This is a genomic window from Halolactibacillus alkaliphilus (assembly GCF_900115465.1).
GTDB lineage: Bacteria > Bacillota > Bacilli > Bacillales > Amphibacillaceae > Halolactibacillus > Halolactibacillus alkaliphilus.
This window is the reverse complement of record NZ_FOWN01000004.1, coordinates 1-20,658: the sequence shown is the minus strand read 5'-3', so window position 1 is coordinate 20,658 and position 20,658 is coordinate 1. Positions and strand designations below refer to the sequence as shown.

19 protein-coding genes and 3 pseudogenes are annotated in these 20,658 nt (G+C 34.6%); 2 read left to right on the top strand and 20 right to left on the bottom strand.

Annotated features, from left to right (window positions below):
- Positions 1-333: 333 nt before the first annotated feature.
- From BM163_RS02720 to BM163_RS02635, 18 genes and pseudogenes are all read right to left on the bottom strand, one after another.
- Positions 334-642: a PTS sugar transporter subunit IIB gene (locus tag BM163_RS02720; protein WP_089799976.1), complete on the bottom strand. Its 309-nt coding sequence runs from the start codon at positions 640-642 to the stop codon at positions 334-336.
- 156 nt (positions 643-798) lie between these two features.
- Positions 799-1,278 carry a hypothetical protein gene (locus BM163_RS02715; protein WP_089799974.1) on the bottom strand — a complete coding sequence of 160 codons (480 nt, stop codon included), beginning with the start codon at positions 1,276-1,278 and terminating at the stop codon, positions 799-801.
- A 185-nt stretch (positions 1,279-1,463) separates the two neighbouring features.
- Positions 1,464-2,276: a hypothetical protein gene (locus BM163_RS02710; RefSeq protein WP_089799972.1), complete on the bottom strand. Its 813-nt coding sequence runs from the start codon at positions 2,274-2,276 to the stop codon at positions 1,464-1,466.
- A 28-nt stretch (positions 2,277-2,304) separates the two neighbouring features.
- Positions 2,305-2,538, bottom strand: a complete 234-nt coding sequence (locus BM163_RS02705) for a hypothetical protein (RefSeq protein ID WP_089799970.1) — start codon at positions 2,536-2,538, stop codon at positions 2,305-2,307.
- 1,287 nt (positions 2,539-3,825) lie between these two features.
- A pseudogene (locus BM163_RS02700) lies at positions 3,826-4,386 on the bottom strand (M15 family metallopeptidase); the annotation flags it as partial.
- A gap of 301 nt (positions 4,387-4,687) precedes the next feature.
- A pseudogene (locus tag BM163_RS14230) lies at positions 4,688-5,377 on the bottom strand (sensor histidine kinase); the annotation flags it as partial.
- A gap of 397 nt (positions 5,378-5,774) precedes the next feature.
- Positions 5,775-6,482: a VanR-ABDEGLN family response regulator transcription factor gene (gene vanR, locus BM163_RS02690; RefSeq protein WP_089799966.1), complete on the bottom strand. Its 708-nt coding sequence runs from the start codon at positions 6,480-6,482 to the stop codon at positions 5,775-5,777.
- A 98-nt stretch (positions 6,483-6,580) separates the two neighbouring features.
- Positions 6,581-7,333, bottom strand: a pseudogene (locus BM163_RS02685) (transposase); the annotation flags it as partial.
- 869 nt (positions 7,334-8,202) lie between these two features.
- Positions 8,203-8,541: a type II toxin-antitoxin system RelE/ParE family toxin gene (locus BM163_RS02680; RefSeq protein WP_089799963.1), complete on the bottom strand. Its 339-nt coding sequence runs from the start codon at positions 8,539-8,541 to the stop codon at positions 8,203-8,205.
- Between the two features lie 4 nt (positions 8,542-8,545).
- Positions 8,546-8,794, bottom strand: coding sequence for a type II toxin-antitoxin system prevent-host-death family antitoxin (locus BM163_RS02675; RefSeq protein ID WP_089799961.1), 249 nt, complete (start codon positions 8,792-8,794; stop codon positions 8,546-8,548).
- Between the two features lie 259 nt (positions 8,795-9,053).
- Entirely contained in the window at positions 9,054-9,536 is a 483-nt protein-coding gene (locus BM163_RS02670) for a hypothetical protein (RefSeq protein WP_089799959.1), read from the bottom strand.
- Between the two features lie 43 nt (positions 9,537-9,579).
- Positions 9,580-10,230, bottom strand: a complete 651-nt coding sequence (locus BM163_RS02665) for a hypothetical protein (protein ID WP_089799957.1) — start codon at positions 10,228-10,230, stop codon at positions 9,580-9,582.
- 455 nt (positions 10,231-10,685) lie between these two features.
- A complete protein-coding gene (locus BM163_RS02660) occupies positions 10,686-11,486 on the bottom strand; it encodes an exonuclease/endonuclease/phosphatase family protein (protein WP_089799954.1) in 801 nt (266 codons plus the stop codon).
- A gap of 2 nt (positions 11,487-11,488) precedes the next feature.
- The gene (locus BM163_RS02655) at positions 11,489-11,791 is read right to left on the bottom strand and encodes a recombinase family protein (protein WP_258390158.1); all 303 of its coding nucleotides are present in this window, start codon (positions 11,789-11,791) and stop codon (positions 11,489-11,491) included.
- Between the two features lie 26 nt (positions 11,792-11,817).
- Positions 11,818-12,468, bottom strand: a complete 651-nt coding sequence (locus tag BM163_RS02650) for a hypothetical protein (RefSeq protein WP_089799950.1) — start codon at positions 12,466-12,468, stop codon at positions 11,818-11,820.
- 17 nt (positions 12,469-12,485) lie between these two features.
- On the bottom strand, positions 12,486-13,421 hold the full coding sequence (locus BM163_RS02645) for a recombinase family protein (RefSeq protein WP_089799948.1): 936 nt from the start codon (positions 13,419-13,421) through the stop codon (positions 12,486-12,488).
- A gap of 264 nt (positions 13,422-13,685) precedes the next feature.
- Entirely contained in the window at positions 13,686-15,074 is a 1,389-nt protein-coding gene (gene rlmD, locus BM163_RS02640; RefSeq protein WP_089799946.1) for a 23S rRNA (uracil(1939)-C(5))-methyltransferase RlmD, read from the bottom strand.
- 106 nt (positions 15,075-15,180) lie between these two features.
- Positions 15,181-16,272, bottom strand: coding sequence for a GGDEF domain-containing protein (locus tag BM163_RS02635; RefSeq protein ID WP_089799944.1), 1,092 nt, complete (start codon positions 16,270-16,272; stop codon positions 15,181-15,183).
- Between the two features lie 278 nt (positions 16,273-16,550).
- Here BM163_RS02635 and BM163_RS02630 point away from each other — a divergent pair, with 278 nt between their 5' ends.
- The gene (locus BM163_RS02630; protein WP_089799942.1) at positions 16,551-17,582 is read left to right on the top strand and encodes an NAD(P)/FAD-dependent oxidoreductase; all 1,032 of its coding nucleotides are present in this window, start codon (positions 16,551-16,553) and stop codon (positions 17,580-17,582) included.
- Between the two features lie 99 nt (positions 17,583-17,681).
- Here the strand turns inward: BM163_RS02630 and BM163_RS02625 are convergent, their stop codons facing one another.
- Together BM163_RS02625 and BM163_RS02620 are read right to left on the bottom strand one after the other, a co-directional pair.
- The gene (locus tag BM163_RS02625; RefSeq protein WP_089799940.1) at positions 17,682-18,161 is read right to left on the bottom strand and encodes a cupin domain-containing protein; all 480 of its coding nucleotides are present in this window, start codon (positions 18,159-18,161) and stop codon (positions 17,682-17,684) included.
- Between the two features lie 415 nt (positions 18,162-18,576).
- A complete protein-coding gene (locus tag BM163_RS02620) occupies positions 18,577-20,283 on the bottom strand; it encodes a glycoside hydrolase family 3 protein (RefSeq protein WP_220083664.1) in 1,707 nt (568 codons plus the stop codon).
- Positions 20,284-20,393: 110 nt separating this feature from the next.
- Here BM163_RS02620 and BM163_RS02615 point away from each other — a divergent pair.
- The coding region (locus tag BM163_RS02615; protein ID WP_177200249.1) for a transposase family protein at positions 20,394-20,658 on the top strand (265 nt) is incomplete at its 3' end.

Genomic DNA, 20,658 nt, shown 5'->3' with positions numbered 1-20,658 from the left:
TACTTTTACACAAAAGAAAAAACAATTCCTACTAAAAAACGCCTACCGTTTTTTAAGCAAGTCATGTCTGGGTTGAACTCGCAGTTTAGTTATATCAAAGATTTAATGCCTAATTTCTATAGTGAAACGTGAGTTAGTAACCCTATCTCGGTTACTGTAGACGCAATTATAACAAGTTTTATTAATTTTTACTACATTTATTTATAAATTGTTTATTAAATTATTTTTCAAGGTAATAGCCACTTAAATAGTATGACTTTGACTACAAATCATTGATATAGTTTGAATTCCTGCATGAAGTGAATCCCGAGATGATAATAAAGACGCTAATCGTTATCTATTTAAAAGTTCTTGAAGCTGATTGAATAGTTTAGTACCACCTAATGGACTGTATGCCTGTGGATGTATGGCTTCAATACGAACGCCTTCTGCTTCTGCAAACTTTTTAAGATGATCAAATAGATATCTGATTTGGGGTGCTATCATGACGGCATCATAATTATTTTTGATTTCTTTTTGGAATTCATGGCTCCCTACGGCTGTTACAGCAAGTTTTTGACCGTTTTTTTCTGCTTCTTCTTCTAATATTTTAACGATCAATGAGCTTGACATTCCACCTGCACATACGAGTAGTATTTTCATTTTACCTCTCCGCCTCTCTATGTATCCTTGCTCAAATTCTTGTATAGATGCTTATCAAGGAAATGGCTATTAGTTTGATAAGGTATTTATTTAACTATAGCAGCTCGTCACTTATTTACATAAATCTATATGTATTCTTTTATATACAAGATAAAGTTATTCTTGATTCTTGGGATATTCCATATTCCACATTTCCTTTATTACTATATTCTCAAGGATGTTTTTAATCGTACATTTTTTGGTATCATCAAGTGGCAATTCTATATTAGTTATGATTCTTCTTTCATCTGTTAGTATACCATCGTTTTTATTATTAGTATAAACAAAGAAGCCAATTCTGTCATATAAAGCATGAACATTACCGCTATTCGTGTCTGTTTCCAACATATTAAGAGAAATAATACACGAACAATCTTTTCCCCTAACCTCCACCCATTTCCAATTTGAAAGGTCACATACATCTTTGCCAAATCTTCCACCGGAGGCATATTTAATACGACCTTTTCCACTTGAACCACGTGTGACGACTGCTAATCTTTCGTCGTGTTTAAGAATATCAACAAGATAGTTAGAAAGAGATGTTCTTTCATTTTCACGCACTTTATTATAGTCATCTTTTATGTCTTTGAATTCCATTGATTTAAATCCTCCCTTTAATTTTATCGTCTTAGAGCGAGAAGATACCTTCCTCAAACATTCGTTAGAATTTTAGGTGGGGGTAGTTCGATTAAGCTTGCCTCATCAAGTTTGTTCTTTTAATTAAACTCAACTATTAGGAAATATTGTTTAATCACGATCACAATATGCAAAAGCTCGTTTTTTTATATTTTTGCCTTCTTTACACATTCATAGACTTTTGCAGACCATTCCCAAATATTATTACAGTCATTATTTAGGTAAAATACATTGTCTTTTAATGCGGCTGGAATAATGCTAGAAAATTCTTCGCGATAATTATTCGGTATAACAATCGTATCTACATAATCTTCTAAAATGACTTCATCTTTAATTTTTAGAGCATGATAGCCATCTGAAGTACACCCAGAATGCAGGGCTAATTGATCATATTTAAAATAAAATCTTACTCCCGGTTTAAATCCATTGCTTAAATCATTTTCAGTGGGCATCCTACCAAGTGTTCTCTCCATAACTAATCGATCACCAGCCTGACAATTCCCCCAAGAAAACATAATATAATCAAAAAAATCAATCGGATCCTTTGCAGCGTTTCGTTTTTCTGTCATCAACAAATTTGCAGGCTCATTTCTTACTTTTCGTGCAGATAATAGGCTTCCGCATTGAATTATCTTTATAGCATTCTCCTTTGTCGCTACATGGCATAAATAATCAGTCAAGCAGCCTTTATGCTGACAAGATGTGCATTCTGAAATAAAATCTGGTTTTCTCACATTTAAATATTTATTACCTCCTTCTAACGCCACTTTAATTTTATTTATTAAAACGGAATCAGGACCAACAACTTCAGTTTCTCGACCATGTGATTTTTCGTATGCTACAAAATCAATAATACTCTTTAACTCCCAGTCATTAATATGAGGATAGTCAGATAAAGCCTTGTAATATACACCATCCCATATTATAGAAAAATCATGCTTGTCAATATTTAAAATCATATAACCCCTCCAATAACTCAAAATTTGTTTACATATACAAATTTCCTACATAATCAATTAGCTCTTCGATTTCTTTACCTCTTTTATTAATTATAACTCCATTAGGGTCATCCATTCCTGTTTCTAAAAATTCATCATTTAAAATGTTCCTGATATGATTACCTAGGTCCTCATCAATCTCATTTATTAAATTATTAGAGAAATATCTTACTAGTTCTGGCTCTCGTTTAGATAATATTTCTACCAATAGTATTTTATTCATTTAAAATTCACCCCAAGCTCTACTTGTTTTTGCCCAAGTTGTAATTACTTTTCCATCTCAGTTTAAAACAACAGTCTCAGCATTTTTATAACGCAATACACCATTCGCTTGCGATACAATTTTAGTTGGATTTTTTAATTGCATTATTTGTTGCCCGATTAACTACTCCTCTGCCGCTATTTATCCCCATAGCTTGTGCGAGTAATAAAACCTTGAATCGCTTTATTCAAGCAGTTTAATAACCGCTTTAATCTGTTGTGATTAAACATGAACCTTTCCTTTCCGCTAGCGATATTGTAGTCCGACTTTAACGTTCTGCAAAAGGTGCTGGCTTTCTTGTTGTGCAAGAGAGACCATAATGGTAAGTAGCACCTCGCCCTTGGCATCTATTGTTTTGATGTTCTCTTTTTCAAAGTAATGGTTAATACTACATTTATTCAATACATACTTTTGATAAACGATTGAACCCTTAAAGCAAAACTACATTTTCATGGGTGAGTTCAATTTGTTTTTTCCTTCTTCTCTTAAAACACACCCAAAACCCATCATTTTTCTTACTCCAACAAAATATAGAAACCCCTGAAAACACCGTAAATACTGCATTTCCAAGGGGTTATACATCTATTCTCTTGTCAGCAGAGCAACCGTCTCAACGTGTGTTACCACATTACTCTTATACAATTTAACAAATACTATACTGAGGGGGGTGATTTTTATTTTCTATCCCCTTTCAAAGTTTCATCCTTTTGCTTATATCTCTATAATCTACTTAGCCCACATATCGATTTATTGCTGGTATAATTATAGAATACTCCTTGGCATCTATGATTGATGTCAAAAACATACTAGACGATAGCATCCTTTTTGATCACATCACATATTCAAGACTTATTTTTCACATATTTGTATATTATCGCACAAATATACTTAGAAATTGCTGAACAAACTTCAATTATTTTTTACAAAAAAGGAAGCACCTGAATAAAGGTAGTAATCATCCATTTTAAACTATTTTAAAATTCAGACCGACAGATAGTTAGTCAAATTCCTCACGGCAATGTTTTCCCTGGAATAGCATTTATCCACATATGAGAAGAGTCCAACAAACTTATTTTTCATAAGCATATAATCTTTAAATAAGTCTCTTTACTATTTTTTTAGACCAATGAGAACAAGTAGACAATAAGTAATGAGTGAAACATATCTCTGATTGTGTACCACTTGTTCGCTTCTGCCAAAGGAAGTCTTATGTTCAACACTTATACCTTTACTCACCTGCGGAAAGATTTATTTTTTCTGATATTCTCCAACATATTCTTCCAAGACCATACCGTTTTCGAACATCTCGGTCGCAGCTTCTTTACCAACATAGCGATAATGCCATGGTTCATTTGATATTCCTGTGATATGAATTTTATCTTCGGGATAACGATATATAAATCCATACTTATGGGCATTTTGCGCAAGCCAGCTATAAACCTCTTGACCCGCAGATTGTATTCCATCGGCATTAATATCAACGGCGAGCCCAAGTTCATGTTCACTTGTACCCGGCAGTGCAACCCAATGCTCAGTCTCTTCTTTTGCTTTTTTATCAGTCATAAACTGTGCTTTATATTCCTTAAGTTTATTATTGTAGATACTTTGTTGCTTTTCATTTGTACGATATCCTGAAACAACAGTCATATAAACACCACTATTCCTTGCGTCATCGAACATCTGCTGCAAGTCCGGATATATTCTTTCATCTACCATTTCACCATTTGATAGTTCAATAAGCTCTATATTTTCTTCTTTTGAAATAGGGTTCCATTTATTCACTAAAGTTAATTCCCATTCATTATCGTCTAAATTATCAACATTAAATATAAAGGGTTCGTTATAATCATTAGGTAAAATTTGCCCATTTATTGCACCATAAGCAAATATAGCGACAGATATAATAAGAGTAAAAGTTGATAAAAAAATAAAATTTCTTAGTCTTTTTTTTGTGTTATTTGTTCTTTTATTCATATGTGAGTCCTCCTTATAGGTTGAAAAATAACGCGCTTGATCTTTCAAGATATATTCTATCATTATCAAGCGTGCTATTTTTCTGTTTCCCTTAACGGATTTCTCAAGTTTTTATACTGAATTTCTTACGATTTTCTTACGACATAGGAATTGTAACGCAAAATTCAATAATTTCATTTTCACTGGTTGCTAAAATGCTTCCTTTATGAAGGGTTACGATCTCCTTTGCAATAGCAAGACCAAGACCGGATCCACCGCTATTTGTACTTCTTGATGTATCAATTCGATAAAATTGTTCAAATATCCTATCAAGCTTATCTTTAGAAATAGTATCTCCATGATTTTTAAAGATAATATTAGTTTTTATATCATCTTGTATAGCTCTAATCTCAATTGTACTGTTCTCAAAGCTGTAAAACACAGCATTCCGAAGCAAATTATCAAAAACACGTTGCATTTTGTTAGCATCGCATCTTATTATAACATTTGCATTTACATTCAAATTACACTGTAAGCCTTTGTCTGTTAATAACGGATTAAATTCAAACACAAGCTGTTCAAGTAACCTTGTTAAGTTTACTCTGGTTAGTTGTAAATCAATATTTGATAGATTAAATCTTGTAATTTCAAAAAACTCATTTATCAAATCCTCAAGTCGTTCTGCTTTATTAAGGGAAATGGAGAGATATTTTTCTCTAAGATCTTCAGTAATTTGTCTCTCATCTTGCAAGAGTGTTAAATATCCTATTACCGAAGTAAGTGGAGTTTTCAAATCGTGAGCAAGATAAACTATTAAATCATTTTTACGTTGCTCTGCTTCCTTTGCAATTTGAGCATTTCGCAAAGAGGTTTCCCGTGCTTGATTCATTTGGTCTTGAACCCATTTCATATCATCAGAAAGAATAATTTGCCTGTCGGTAGGGCACGCAAGCTGCTGCGATGCAAGAATAACCTCGTCTAAATATTGCAAAGGCTTTCCGATAAAGCCATAGGTGATAACAATAAAGCCGGCTAATAGTGGGACTCCTGCAAACAAAACAATATACTTTCTAACAAATTTCATAAACACATAAAGTTTGTTCTCCGGTTGCCACACAACACTATGAATAAGAGTTTCTAATAGTAAAGACAAAAGGAAAAACCCCACAGCTAACCCTGCAAGAAGTAAAAGATACTGTATGGTAATGCGACTCGTAATACGCCTTTTATAGTTTATTTTTTCGTTATTTTTCAATGGTATAGCCAACTCCCCACACAGTTTTAATATACTTTGGATTTCTGGCAGGTTCTTTTAGTTTTTCTCTCAATCTACCAATATGCGCCATAACCGTATTGTTATTGTCTAAATATTTTTCTCCCCAAACTGCTTCAAATAATTCTTCTGTTGAAACTACGTTTCCTCTATTCACGCATAAATACCACAGAATGGAAAATTCTATAGGCGTAAGCGTAATTTCGTTTCCAAACATATAGCACTTGTGAGAATTTCGGTTGATGATAAGTCCGTTGATATCGTGCTCATCTATTTTAGCATGGGCAATACCTTCTCCTTTATTTCCATTATATTTTACATAACGACGAAGTTGTGTTTTTACCCTTGCAACCACTTCTAAAGGATTAAAGGGCTTTGTGATATAGTCATCTGCACCAATCGTAAGCCCCATTATTTTATCACTGTACTCTACCTTGGCAGTAAGCATAATAATTGGGTAAAAGCTCCTTTCTCTAATTTTTTTGCATATTTGAAAACCGTCCATATCGGGAAGCATAACATCTAAAATAGCAAGATCAATCTCTTTCTCTTCAACACATTTTACAGCTTCGCTGCCAGTATTATATTTATAAACTTGATAGCCATCATTTTCAAGATAAAGTTCTAGTAAATCTGCTATTTCTTTTTCGTCATCAACAATCAGTATTTTTTCATTCATAATTTTTTCACCTCTATAAATACTTGAATCAATTTCATAATTGCTCTTTTTAAAAAATCAAACACGACCAGAATTTCAATATTTGTCTTAAAAATTTTTTATACTATTTGATATTGCTTTAGGAATGAGCCTAAACGATCTGCTGCTAGTTTTGATGCATTATAAATAAGCGTCACTAAATCAAAGTGAGGTTTTGCACGTTTTCCTGTACGGTAACGAACATTATTGAGCTGGAAAAACGCCTTAAGATAGCCATTTACTCTTTCGACAGAACTGCGACGTTTAGCAATCGTTTTCCATGCCTGTGAACCACGAGCAGGAGCTGAATATTTCCGAAGATCTGTTGTTATTTTAACCTTGTACACTTTTTGATAAATACCTTCGGTATTTAAGGGACATCCACTACATTCTTTAGGTCGTGTGTACTTTAATGTTTCATACTTTGGATCATAGCTGTCGTAACGATATGAATGTTCACGGAAACATGTTGGCGCAAAGTGTTCATCATACCCTACGAGCTACCTTTCATTCTTTTTGTCATAGGCAATGTTTGCGTGTTGACCCATACGGTATATTTGCTCATAAATAGGCGCATAATCATAGCCAGCATCTAGTGTTTGATACTGTAATGATGGTAGAAATAATCGATTTTGAATACCTTTAAGCAGAGGAATAGCTGCTTTTCCATCATTTAAGTTTCCAGATGAAAAGAGAGATTGCAAGATATACTGACTTTTGGCTCCAACGGCTAAGTGGCCCTTAAATCCATACCAGAAGACATTTTTGCCTTGACTATTCTTTTTGACACCCCATTGAGGTTCTTGTGGCACTTCGGAACGAAGTGCCTCTAATTGTCTCAATATCCTCATAACTCATTTATTTTATACCTCCACTAATACATTTCTTTTTCACATCGTTCTTTATTGGTTTTATCGCTTGATAATACTGGTTTGTAGAGTTAACATGTGATACTAACAAAGGAGGTATCACAATAAAAACCAACAAATCTCTACTACACATATCTATTTATTATCCATCCAGTTTCAAGTCAAAAAGTAATCTGAATAAACAATTGGTCTCATACACTAAAAGGCTATTGAGTAGTCCATCTATAAATATTTCCTTGGCTAACTATCATTATATTAAATTTGCACTATTTTAGTTAGTCTATTTTTCTTTAATATCCAACCTACTCTTTCAATTCCGCCATTGCACAAAACATCTGCTCTGTACGAACCTTCTGACATCTATTCTATCTCCACAACCCTATGATTTCATCTAATCTGTCAACTGAACCCTACGCCAATTTTAACATTTGATATGTTCCCTTAAACACTAAAATAAGAGTTTCCAAGCGTTAACTACTCTAGAAAATCATCTAGAAAAATTAACTACACTTGGAAACCCTTGATTTATCAATGTTTTAAATACACCTTATTTATCTATTCGTGACATCAAGGCTATACACTCCACATGACCCGAGTTGATGGCATTGATGTCAGAAGTTGATTTTTGACCCCGATGTATGAGGGAATAGATCAATCGATTTTTGGCTGTTTTTTTGAGAAAAGGTCGTATATGGGAACATGTCAATTACATTTTATCGGGCAAATTAAGCGCTTTTCTCTTGTTACTGTTGAATCAATCACAAACTCTACACCTTTTTATTGCTACTTTGCCAAACCACCGTCTCCTTGTGAGAATACCCGCTTCTTTATTATTACTCTTCTTGGAAATTTGTACCCACTTCATTAGGAAATAGAATTCTTAGATAGTCTCTACCAGCATATAAAATCCGATAAATGTAAACAAATTCATGATCCGCTCGATAAATCACGAGATAATTTCCCGATACCACATATCTAAAATCAGTTTGCACATTTATCTTTGTAGATAATTCTACTCCCATCAGCGGAAATTTTTTTAACCCCTCGTACTTAGCAATTATCTTTTTTATAACATCTACCGCAGCTGTTGGGTTGTCTAATTCTTTTTGGATATAATCTCTAATCTCGATCAAATCTTCTGTTGCCATGGGATTTACTTTGATCTTATACATTAAATCAAACCCCTAGCTTTTCTTTCACTTGTTCCTCTGTCATCCAATCATCATCTGTTTTTATGCGATTTTCAGCTTCCATGAGCTTAGACAATAATTTTATAGTAGCTTGATTTTTTTCATATTCTTCAATATCTACGATTGCAAACTTTCCTCTACCGTTCTTCGTTAAAAATACCGGAGAGCCAACTCCAATATCTTTTAGTACATCATTGTAATTTCTTAAATCGGAAACCGGCTTAATATTAGGCATAATACCAACTCCTTTGTAAATATTATACCCTTATTTTACTTAAAATTCAACACAATATATTACAGCTTTTTTAATCATCTTTGCTTTGATTGAAGCCAGTGCTTATTCTCTGTTTTTGTTGTATTTCAATCCGTTTTCAGCAATCTTAATAAGAGTCCGGTTACAGGCACTAAGTTAATATTAAGATTGCTACTAGGTTAGTAATGTAGGCTTTTTAGCACGCAATAACTAAGCTTATTTAAAGATTAAATAATGCATTTTAATCCCAGTAGTTAAAAATCGCTTCACCAATAGTTTTAGGATTATAGTATTCAACTTGCTCAATCACTGATTGTACATTTTTTAGTTCCTCATGTTCTTCTAATATAAATGAAGAGTTAAGTTCATGCACACTCAATACCTTATATTCGCTTTCAAATTCCTTTGTCAATTCTTCGATGTCCAAGAATTTGTCCCAATGAAAAACACAGTCATTGTCAGTAGCATCAAAAGATTCATATGAACAAAAAGCAATAATTGGTTGAGACATGTTGCACATAACGTATATGTTTTCATGTTTATAGATAAACTTTACTGCATAATAGCTGCGAGAACCTAGTTTATCTAATATCTTAAAGCGGATTTTTATTTTTGACGCTAGATCTTTACATTTACTGTAAAATTTATCCTCATCAAAAATAGGCGTCCCTCTTTCTTTATTAGGATAATAGTATCCACCAGTAATTCCATATTGTAACTCCACTAGCAATGATTCTCCTGTCATTAATCTAACGTACAATTCATACTTATATTTTCCAGTACACATTATTAGGTAATCTACGCAAATAGCCTTCACTTTTTTCTATTATTTTTCCTGTCTGAATATCTCTAACGATTACATTTTCATGATATTCTGGATCCTCATACCATTCTGATAGATATAACTTATCTTCATCACGAAATAATACCGTCTCTGTTTTTCCGATTGCAATCTTCTTTTTTTCTGGCCAAATAATTTCATAAAAGCCCTCATTTCCACTTCTTCCAAGGGTAAGTGGCGTTGTTTCAAGCATTAAATTATAGCAATCTTCAACTTCTACTAAAGACAACTCAGTAACAATTTCTAATTTTTCATTCTCTGGTATGTATTTTGTAATTCGAATTATCTTTTCCTGAAAATCAACCACTAAAAAATTAAATTCTTCGTTGTTCCATATAGGCTTTTCAACATATACATTCTCTTGAATTTGAAATGGCGAATGTACTTTACCATCAGGATAATGGATTAAGTGGTGAATAATTCCTTTAAATAATCCGTCCCTATTAAATATCTCATGAGCATCATATAAATCATTACAGGGATCCGCTTCTTCTCTACAGAAATACCACTCGTTCGTTCCTTCAACTTCTTCTGGATAACTATTTGAAATCCCTTTTATTTTAGTAATATTAATCATTTATTGACGCCCCCTTTATAGTCCTAGTGTCTACTTAACATATAGCAAAATTCTACTTATGATGTGTAGGCGATTTAAAACAGCTTATCACATCTATCCTATCTCCTCACCCCTCCTAATTTATCTAACCTGTCAACTCAACCCTACGCTAATTTTAGTCTTTGACATGTTCCCTTAAGCACTAAAAATAAGGGTTTCTAAGCATTAGTAGTTCTATAAAATCATCTAAGAAAACAAACTATGCTTTGAAACCCTTGATTTATCAATGTTTTATATACATCTTATTTATCTGCTCTTGACATCAAGGCTATACTCTCAACATGATATACTTAGGCTATTTTAAAGTTTGATGGAACTAGCAAAAAGTCTGTATTTATAGGGGTTGGACCTCTAGCCTATCAACTCTAATGTTCTTTTTGATTAGGCTATTATACATTTTACAAACTTAAAGGTTATTAATATTTTAATTCTGCTTGTAAATACTTATGATCACTATTGCCCCAATCTTTTTCAATAACAACTTTATAGTCTAAATCTGAGTTAAAATTAATAAATATGTGATCAATCGGTGTTTGTCCAATATAAGTTGGGGTATCATCAGAGACTATATCTTTTGCAACTCTAGCTAGCTCTATAAATCTTTTTTCTGTTAATTTATTTTTACATCCAATATATCCATTAAAATCTCCTGCGATAATAAGTTTTTCCTTTTTGGCTTTCTTATCAGTAGTATACTCAATTAATTCTCGCCACATATGATCATTTTGATCATCTTCTTTAAAGTTAGTAGGCATATGTACACCCAAAACTGTTATGTCATCACCAATGTTTAGTCCAATTATTCTATTGTTACAGGGCTTAAAGTTTAAATCTCTACTAAATATTCCTTTTTTTAAAATTGCAATTGTACACCTTGTTATATAATTCCTAGATATATTTTCAACTATCTCAAATTCATTGGTAGGAAAATCATTGTGCAGTTTCTTATGATAGTCGCATTCTAACCACATTGCACCATCTTTTATTTTATAAGGAACTTCTTGCAATAATACGATTGCATTTTGTCGACTATCCAAAAAATCCTTAATATCTTTTACAATATTAATGTATGTATTTAAATCACAATCGTTTTCATTATATTCCCATTCTTGCCCCGACCTCTTCTTATTTCTAAACCAATCAACATTCCAAGTTTTTATATTAATTGTATTCTTTATTCCCACCTCATTTTTCATTTTTAGATTTTCTCCATTCATTTCTATCTTCCCTTCTTCGAACTATACTTACTACTACTCCTCCTACGATTTCCACTCTTTCCTTTCACAACATTACTTCTATTCTTCTTCTCAATTTGCACCGCTTCAAATTGCTCTTTTGAAATGATTGCTGGGTGATTATTTTCCGAAATATAATATTCCTGATGTTCTCCAGCATTTAGTAATCTTACAACACCGATATATTTTTCGGTGCTGAGCATGACATCAATCGTTCGTTTACTCCATTTTTCTTTTACAGTAGGTGTTTTAATTCTTCGCTTTTCTAACTCCCACTTTAAACCAATATCAATTAGGCTATTTAAGATAAAATTTAATCAGTTATACCAAGGTCACTCCGCATACTATTTATTAAACTTCTACGGGATGCACGAATTAAATTATTTATCGGATCACTCTCTTCACCTGCATTTTCACCTGAAATAAACACGTTATGAATAACAACTTCAAATGAAACAAGAGAATTTCTTACTTCCTGTCCAGCATAAAGATCAAATACTACCTTGTCAGCTTTACAAAATTTCTCATACTCTGCTTTAGCAATATTATATCTTTTTTTATTTTCCGATATTTTATTTTTAGCATATTCACGATTTGATATTTCAATTTCTAAATGAGATTTCTGTTCATAATTTATATTATTTGTATTTAACTGTTTTTTTAAATTTTCACTTTGATGATCAAGACTTCTTAAAACTGCATCATAGTATTCCATTGAATAACCGGGTGCATACTCGATATGTTTCAAAATATCATTTGGCGATGAACTTGGATAAAGATTAATTATAGAGATTAATTGTCTATATACATTATTTAAGTTTTCCTTCTTGGTTTCTAGTCTTTTTTGATGTGTGTTAAATTTGTTTCTAAACACTTCTGTACGTACATTTAAAATCGATGTTACTACAGTGACTATTAAAGTTGCGCCTGCACTAATCAGGGCTATTACCATTGGCTCCGACATGACTGTTCCACCTTTCTTTACTTTTCTTTTATTATCTTGCTACTGTACTTTCTACTCCTCCTCTTATTACCACCTTCAGTTTTCACAACATTACTTCTTTTTTTCTTCTCAATCTGCACCGCTTCAAATTGCTCTTTTGAAATGATTGCTGGATGATTGTTTTCAGACACATAATGCTCTTGATGTTCTCCTACATTGAGTAACCTTACTAGACCAATATATTTCTCATTGCTCAGCATGACATCAATTGTTCTTTTGCTCCATTTTTCTTTTCCGGTTGGTGTTTTAATTCCTCGTTTTTCTAACTCCCTCTTTATACCAATAATGCTAAGCCCGCATAAATACAGTTCAAAAATTAATCGGACATTTTTAGCTTCATCTTTCTTAATGATTAGTTCTCCTGCTGTGTCATTTTCATAGCCACAACATTTTCGGTTGTATAATTTTGACGTACCTTGTGCTGCATGGCGTCTGTAACCCCATTTAATATTTTCACTACGAGATTCATTTTCCGTTTGTGCAATAGATTCGATAATCGAAATCATCAGTTCACTATCTGTATCGGCTGTATCAAGTCCTTCTTGTTCAAATATTACACGAACATTATATTCTCTCAGCTTATGAAGTGACTCTAGCACTTCAACCGTATCACGACCAAATCGACTTATATTTTTAGTTATAACTATTTCTATGTTTTTTGCCTGACAATCTTCTAATATACGTATAAATTCTTTACGTTTAGACCCTGTTTTCCCTGATGCAATATCTATATATGTGTCAACAAGCAACCAATTCGGTGTAGCCGCTATTAATCGTGTAAGTGCAGACACTTGGTTTGTTAGACTATTTAATTGTTCCATGCTGTTTGAGCTGACACGACAATATATCCCCACTTTTTTGTTACGTTTCGCAGGTCTTGGTGGAATGAAATGAACCCTTCGACTATCAGACATTTTCTTATCCTCCAGAAATCGTATTGAAAATATCAAACTTAAACTAATCATATTTAGTGTGTTTTTCGCAATGTTAGTTAGTCTAAATATAACACGATTTTCTCCATTTATCTATCCTGTCAACTCCCCTATCCAAAATCTATTCTATCAACTCAACCCTAAATTCCAGTCTTTCTAAAGCCAATAACAAAAAGGATTCCACCCGTTTATTCACATAAAATAAACATAGGCGAAACCCTATAAACCTTATTCTATCAACACTTCTTATTCATCCACCCTAGACATCAATGCTACCAACTCCACATGAGGCGTATGAGGGAACATATCCACAGGTTGGACACGTACCAGCTCGTAGCCGAATGGGACAAGTTCTTTAATGTCCGACGCAAATGTTTCAGGGTTACAAGACACATACACAATACGCTCTGGCTTTGCACGACCAATTCGTCTCATGACTTTTCCTCCTGCACCAGAGCGCGGTGGGTCGAGTAATAATAATTCCGGAATACCAAACGAGGTTAACATTTGATCAATCCCATGTCTTGCATCTTTCGCTAGGAAAGTTGTGTTATGAATACCGTTATCCAAAGCATTGCGTTTTGCTGAAGCGATAGATGTTTCAACAATTTCAATCCCTGCCAACTCACCCACTTTTTCTGCGAATGGCAAGGAGAAAGTCCCTACACCACAGAAAAGATCAATCATTTTTTCCGTTTGTTTTGGTTGTGCCATTTCAATCGCTAAATTCACTAATGTTTCTGCTTGTTTAGGATTGGTTTGGAAGAAGGTATCAAACCAAAGACGGTATTTAAAGCCAAACATTTCATCATAAATAAAATCACGGCCACTTAAGATATATTGCTCCTCTGCTTGTGTACGATCTCCCCAATCTTTATTTTCAAACCACATCAGACTTTTAACATTTGGGCACTTTTCTTCTATGCGTTTTATAAGAGCTTCTTTTGCTTCAGTTAAAGCGCCTGTCGGTGCTTCAGCAGCAAATAAACCAAGCATCACTTCGCCTGTATAGAATGATTGTCTTACCATAAGGTGTCTTAATAGACCTTCATGTGTATCTTTATCATAACCTGATAAATTAAATGCACTTGCCCACTGCTGAACTTCCATCGCATAATCAACCATTTCTTTACCGGCGATTAAACACGTTTCTAAAGGAATTATCTTTCTGAAATTCCCTTGTTCATGCAGACCTAAATGACCTTCTTTTGAAAATGTAAACTCCATCTTATTTCTATAACGATACGGCTCGCCTTCAACACCGACTGTTTCTTCAACTAGGGCTGGATCAAAGCCATTGTTCTTAACCATTTCTTTTACATACCGCGTTTTTTCATTCAATTGACCATTATAGGACCAGTGTTGCCAAACACACCCGCCACATAATTCAAAATGTGGGCAATCAGGTGTTACCCGTTCACTCGAAGGTTCAAGTAACGTCGTATAATCTGTTTTAATCCACCTTTTCCCTTCACCGTCAACATGGACTTGTACTTTCTCATTGGGTATCGTTTGTGGAATAGTTAATTTAAGTTTCTTTGGATTTTCTTTTCCGGTATCACGCCATACAACAGCACGCCCCGATCCTTTTTTATCAAGATAATCAATGGTTGTTTCATATGTTGTTTTTGTCACTCTATTTCCTCCTAGCTCATAGTCACTTTAGCAAACCTATCATATCATCTTTTCCTTCACTTGGGTATGTCCATCAAAAAAAGCAGCACAAAAATGTGCTACTTTTTCAAATAGAAACAGCGACTTGGTTTTTACCATTTTGTTTCGCTTGGTATAATAGTTCATCAGCTCGTTTAAAAAACTGTGTCTGTGTTAAGTCTTTTGATAATGGTTGAAAGCCTATACTGACCGTAATTGGACTGTTAATCTCATCATTTGTCATGTTTGCAATTTTTAATCGGATAGATTCAATCAAGGCATAACTGTCATTGATGGATTTACTCGTTAAAAGCACCGCAAACTCTTCACCACCATATCGAGCAACAATTTCATTCTCCGTCACACTGTCTTCAATTAATCGTGCGACACGCTTAAGAATAATATCGCCTACATCATGACCATACGTATCATTGATTGATTTAAAGTTATCAATATCGACAATCGCAAGCTGAAGCGGCATATTATAATGAATGCTCTGATCGTATAAGAAATCAAGGTATTCATAAAAAGTCCGGTGATTATATAATTCTGTTAATGGGTCAACTTTCGTTAATCTTTCCATCATGGCACTACGAACCATTAATGAACGTTCTTGTTCATTGGACCTTTTTAGGACGTCTAATATGTCCGTTCCTCGATCTAATACGAGTGAAAAGACCTGATATGCAGCGATTAAGATAAAGAAGTAAGCGAAACGCTCAAAGATTGTTGTTGCTAACCTAACATCTGGAAAAATATACAGAAAAGTTAACGCTAACATATTTGTGATAAAACTAAAACGTAATTCTTCTTTACCAAAATAGATCAGATTTACTGCAAGTAAAATTACAAACAGGACTTGCAAACCTGGTACAGTCGCATGTGTATAGGCTGTAATCCAAGCAGATAGTGTACCGAAGACAGTGAGTAACTTCGGTTTGTAAAGCTCTTTTACTTTAATCAAATATTGGACGATTAACATAAGCAAGACTTGTGTGCCCGTTGGTAAAAGGACTTTGTAAGTAAGGAAGCTTTCAAATGGATAAAGTTGATATATTTCATTCATAATCAGACCTAAAATTTGACCGATAAAAGCAAGGCCAATCATCAACCAGTAGATAGAAATGATTTTATTCATCCAGACCTTTAAGTCAATATGTAATTCATTATGGGATAACATGGCGCGTCTCCTTTATTTAACATCAACATTTGTTGCTTGTTTGAACAATGATTCCATGTTAGATTAGTAGTCGACTATATAGCTTCTTGACATTTATTTTATAAAACTTTTTTTAAAATAAATTATATAAATCATTCAATCGTTTCCATTATAACGTAATTTACCCAACATTTCACCTACTTCTCACAAAATTAATTATTTTTATTAACGATTTTTTGTGACATAATACCTATCTTATTCAAATGTTTCGACACTTTTTTTGAGAGCGAGGAAACAACATGACAACGTATCATATTATCGGTGCTGGCATTGCCGGGGCGAGTATTGCCTATCACTTATTACAATTAAATCAAAAGGTCTTTATTTATGACAGAGATGACATCGGCCAAGCAACAAAAGCTTCTGCTGGAATTATTTGTCCTTGGACAAGTCAACGGCGAAATAAAAAATGGTATCGTCTTGTGAAAGAAGGCGCAAAGTACTATCCACAATTCATTGATGAATTGGAGGCTCTAACAGACATGCAAACAGGGTATCGACAAAGAGGCGCACTTTGCTTATTTAAAGATGATTATATCCAAGGTCTTGCTTATGAACGGATTAAGGCCAAACAAAAAGAAGCACCTGAAATGGGGAAGGTGTTAAAACTTACTGCAGAGGAACTAACAACGTATCATCCAAGTATGACTACAGAATACCCTGCCGTTTACGTTGAAGGCGGTGCTCAAGTCAATGGCTTTTCACTATTAACAGCTTTAAAACAAGCCATTATTCAACTCGGTGGGCAATGGCATACCCAATCTGTTAATCCACAAACGTTAGACGGAACCATCATTTATACCGCTGGTGCGTGGTCTAATGAATATGCAGCTACACCTCAAGTAAGGCATCAAAGAGCAGAACTATTGGAAGTAATGTTACACGAAGCCCCACTAGCTGACGTTGCCCCTGTTGTTATGGGACTTGGTCCAATGTATATTGTTCCAACTACAAAAAATCATTATATGATTGGTACAACCCATGAAGACACGACATCTTTTAATATGAATGATTCTCCGGAAAATAGAGACTATTTGTTTACGCAAATCAAGCGATACTTTAAAGAAACACCACTGAAAAAGGGAATTTCCTCCATCGGTTTTCGTCCTTTGACGGATGAAAACTTGCCTTATATCGGTCCTAGCGGACAGCTATTTGTCGTTAACGGCTTAGGGTCCTCTGGATTAACCGCTGCACCTGTAATTGGTCGCGAAGTGGCACATTACCTTACAGGTAAAAAAACTGTATTGGACTTAACTGATTATCATTGATCAATAGAAAAATAAGCACGTATACTTCTGACAGGTGAATGACACTCGTCAGAGGTATACGTGCTCTCTATTATTTGTGATCGTTATTTTAAATACGCCTTAGCTATCTTTGATTGTTAGTTGTTTAATGATTGACACGTGTTGTGGATAGCGTTCCAACAACTCTTTTTCAGTAAATAATGTAAAATCATCAAAACAAAAACCAGGAGAAACCATACACCCAACTAAACCATAGTCCCCATTTACAGTTGAACCAAAGATTGTCCCCTTTTTAACAAGTACTTGCGGTCTTTCACCTTTTGCGATGTCAAGACCAAGTGTTTCTGTTCGATATAATCCAGACGGCTCTATCATATGAATTGTAAGAGCTGACCCTTCATGGAAATACCAAAGCTCATCAGCTGTTAACTGGTGAAAGTGTGATCGGTCATTTTCTTTTAGTAAAAAGTAAATACTCGTATACTGTGGTCGCAAAGCATTCGATTCAGGTGTATCCCCTTTAAATATTGATGCATAATATCCCCCTTCTGGGTGAGGGTTTAAATTTAGTTTTTGGATAAGCTCGTCACTTCTTTTCATAAAATGTCCTTCTTTCTATAACTTGAGTTTTATTCTGTTACTCTTTTATGATAGTACAAGTAGACACTCACGACAAGACGTATACAGATTGCGCATATGTAAACTTAAAAAACATGAGGTAGCGTAGCTACTCACATAAAAACACACAAAAAGAAAACGCCTATTCACCCCAAGGTCAAGCCCGTTGGGTTTTCTAGGCGTTCGTTGATAACCCCCTCCTTCAAACCAACACGTTGTATACGTTGTGATAGATTGAGCCAACAACCTCGTCTCACTTGATACAAGTGAAACAGATATTAACAAAAAAATCAATCTACTGGTTATTATCAACATAAACTAAAAAGTCACCCCCCTGCAAACTTTAACAGGGCGGTGTGACTGTATTGAGTAAGTTATCTTTGTCACTTGTTTTACTTTAATAACGTGTATCTACGAAACCACAAAATGCATCGACAGGTGACACACCAGTAAATGGAGAACGTCCCATCATCTTTTCAACTAATGCTTTTAAAGTAAATGGTTTAGAATCATACGTATTGATAAAGGTTTGAACTTGTGGCACATCAGCCAAATGATTAGGCGCTTGAACGGCGATAAAAATAGTCGGGATTTCATGAACATAAAACGGAATGTCTGGCGTACCTTTTGATGCCGGCCACTGGATACGCTGATCTGTATTCGGTTGAACCGATGCCACATTAATAATCACGTCATATTGATCAACCATTTCCTTAATCGGACGTTTTTGTGCATACACATTGGCAACCGCTTGAGCACGTTCAGCTTCTGGTAATTTATTTATCCGTTCTTCCGTTGATTCCCAAATAGAAACGTCAAAGCCCTCTTCTTCAAGAATACCTTTTAACGTATCGACAGGTCGAACACTTTCTGAACCTATGAGTGCACCAAACCCACCTTTATGACCTTCGACATTTACAAGTAATACACGAGGTGATTGATTAACATTTAGTGGGAAGATCCCTTCATTATCTTTTACCAGTGTGATCGCTTTATCGGCTACTTCTTCTGCTATGCGCTGATTTTCTGGCAAGCCAATGGTTGCCATAGCTGTCTCTTTATCCGGTAGAAGTTCTGTTTTAGCTTTTTTATGAAGTCCTAAAGCTGCTTTTGTACCTAATATACGTGTGAGTGCTTCTTCTAGACGTTCGTCTGTGATTATTCCCTCTTGATATCCTTCCAGCATCCACTGGAAATCTTCATCTGGATCATTGAAGAATAAAAAGAGATCAGATCCTGCAGCAATAGCTGTTGGTAACATATCTTTTCTCTTCATTGATGCTGTCATCGCAACCATGTGACTTGCGTCCGTAACAACTAGACCATTAAAGCCCATTTTTTCTCTTAATAAATCCGTTAAAATATACTTGTTTAATGTCGCTGGGAGTATTTGTTCCTGAATCGTCGCATCAGGCTTAAAATGTTTCACGTATTCTGGTAGCGAGATATGACCGGCCATAATGGAAGGCAGTCCAGCATCAAACAAGGCGCCATATACTTTTCCAAACGTCGCATCCCACATATCTGTTGAATAATCATTTACACTAAAAGATAAATGTTGATCCCTTTCATCAATACCGTCACCTGGAAAGTGCTTAGCAGCTGGAGCAATCCCGCTTTCTGTGATCCCTTTCATATAAGCAAGGGACATTTCAATCGTTAAATCTACATCTTGTCCCCAAGTACGTGTTGATATAATGGGATTGCGCCAATTACGGTTTAAATCAACGATAGGAGCAAAACTCCAGTTACAACCGATTGCTGAAGCTTCAACACCAGAGATTCGTCCTAGTTCATAAGCGTATCGCACATCATTGGTCGCGGCTATTTTAACTTCGTAACCTACATATGTCCCGTCTTTACATGCACCATTTCCGCCTGACTCCGTATTTGCTGCAATGAGTAGTGGAATTTTACTGTTCTCTTGTAATATCTTATTTTGATCATACACTTCTTCTGCTGTTCCAGGGTTATACCTTACGCCGGCAATATGATAATTATTTAATACACCCGTTAAATAGTCTTCCGTTCTTTCTGAACCCATATTAATGAATAATTGCCCGATTTTTTCTTCAATGGTCATATTGTCGATGGTCTCTTTCACCCATGCAATACTTTCTTGATCTAAATGATAAGGTTTTTTTGGTTCTTACGCAACTTTGGGGATATGGAGTATCCAAAACAGGGTATAGGATAGTGAAAGGGGTGATTGTTATGCTTCATTCTATCACGACACTTGACCCTCATATTCACATCGTATCAATATCAGAAGAAACCGATAGTATTCATGTTGTGGCGTTTATAGAATCAAAAAGCGCCACATGCCCGCATTGCCATCAGAAAAGTTGTCGCGCGCATAGTCATTACACAAGGGTGATTGATGATTTACCTATTCAAAATAAGGCGGTACGCATTTATCTGAGAAGTAAAAAATGGTTTTGTACCAACATGTCTTGTGAAAGTAAAGTATTCACTGAAC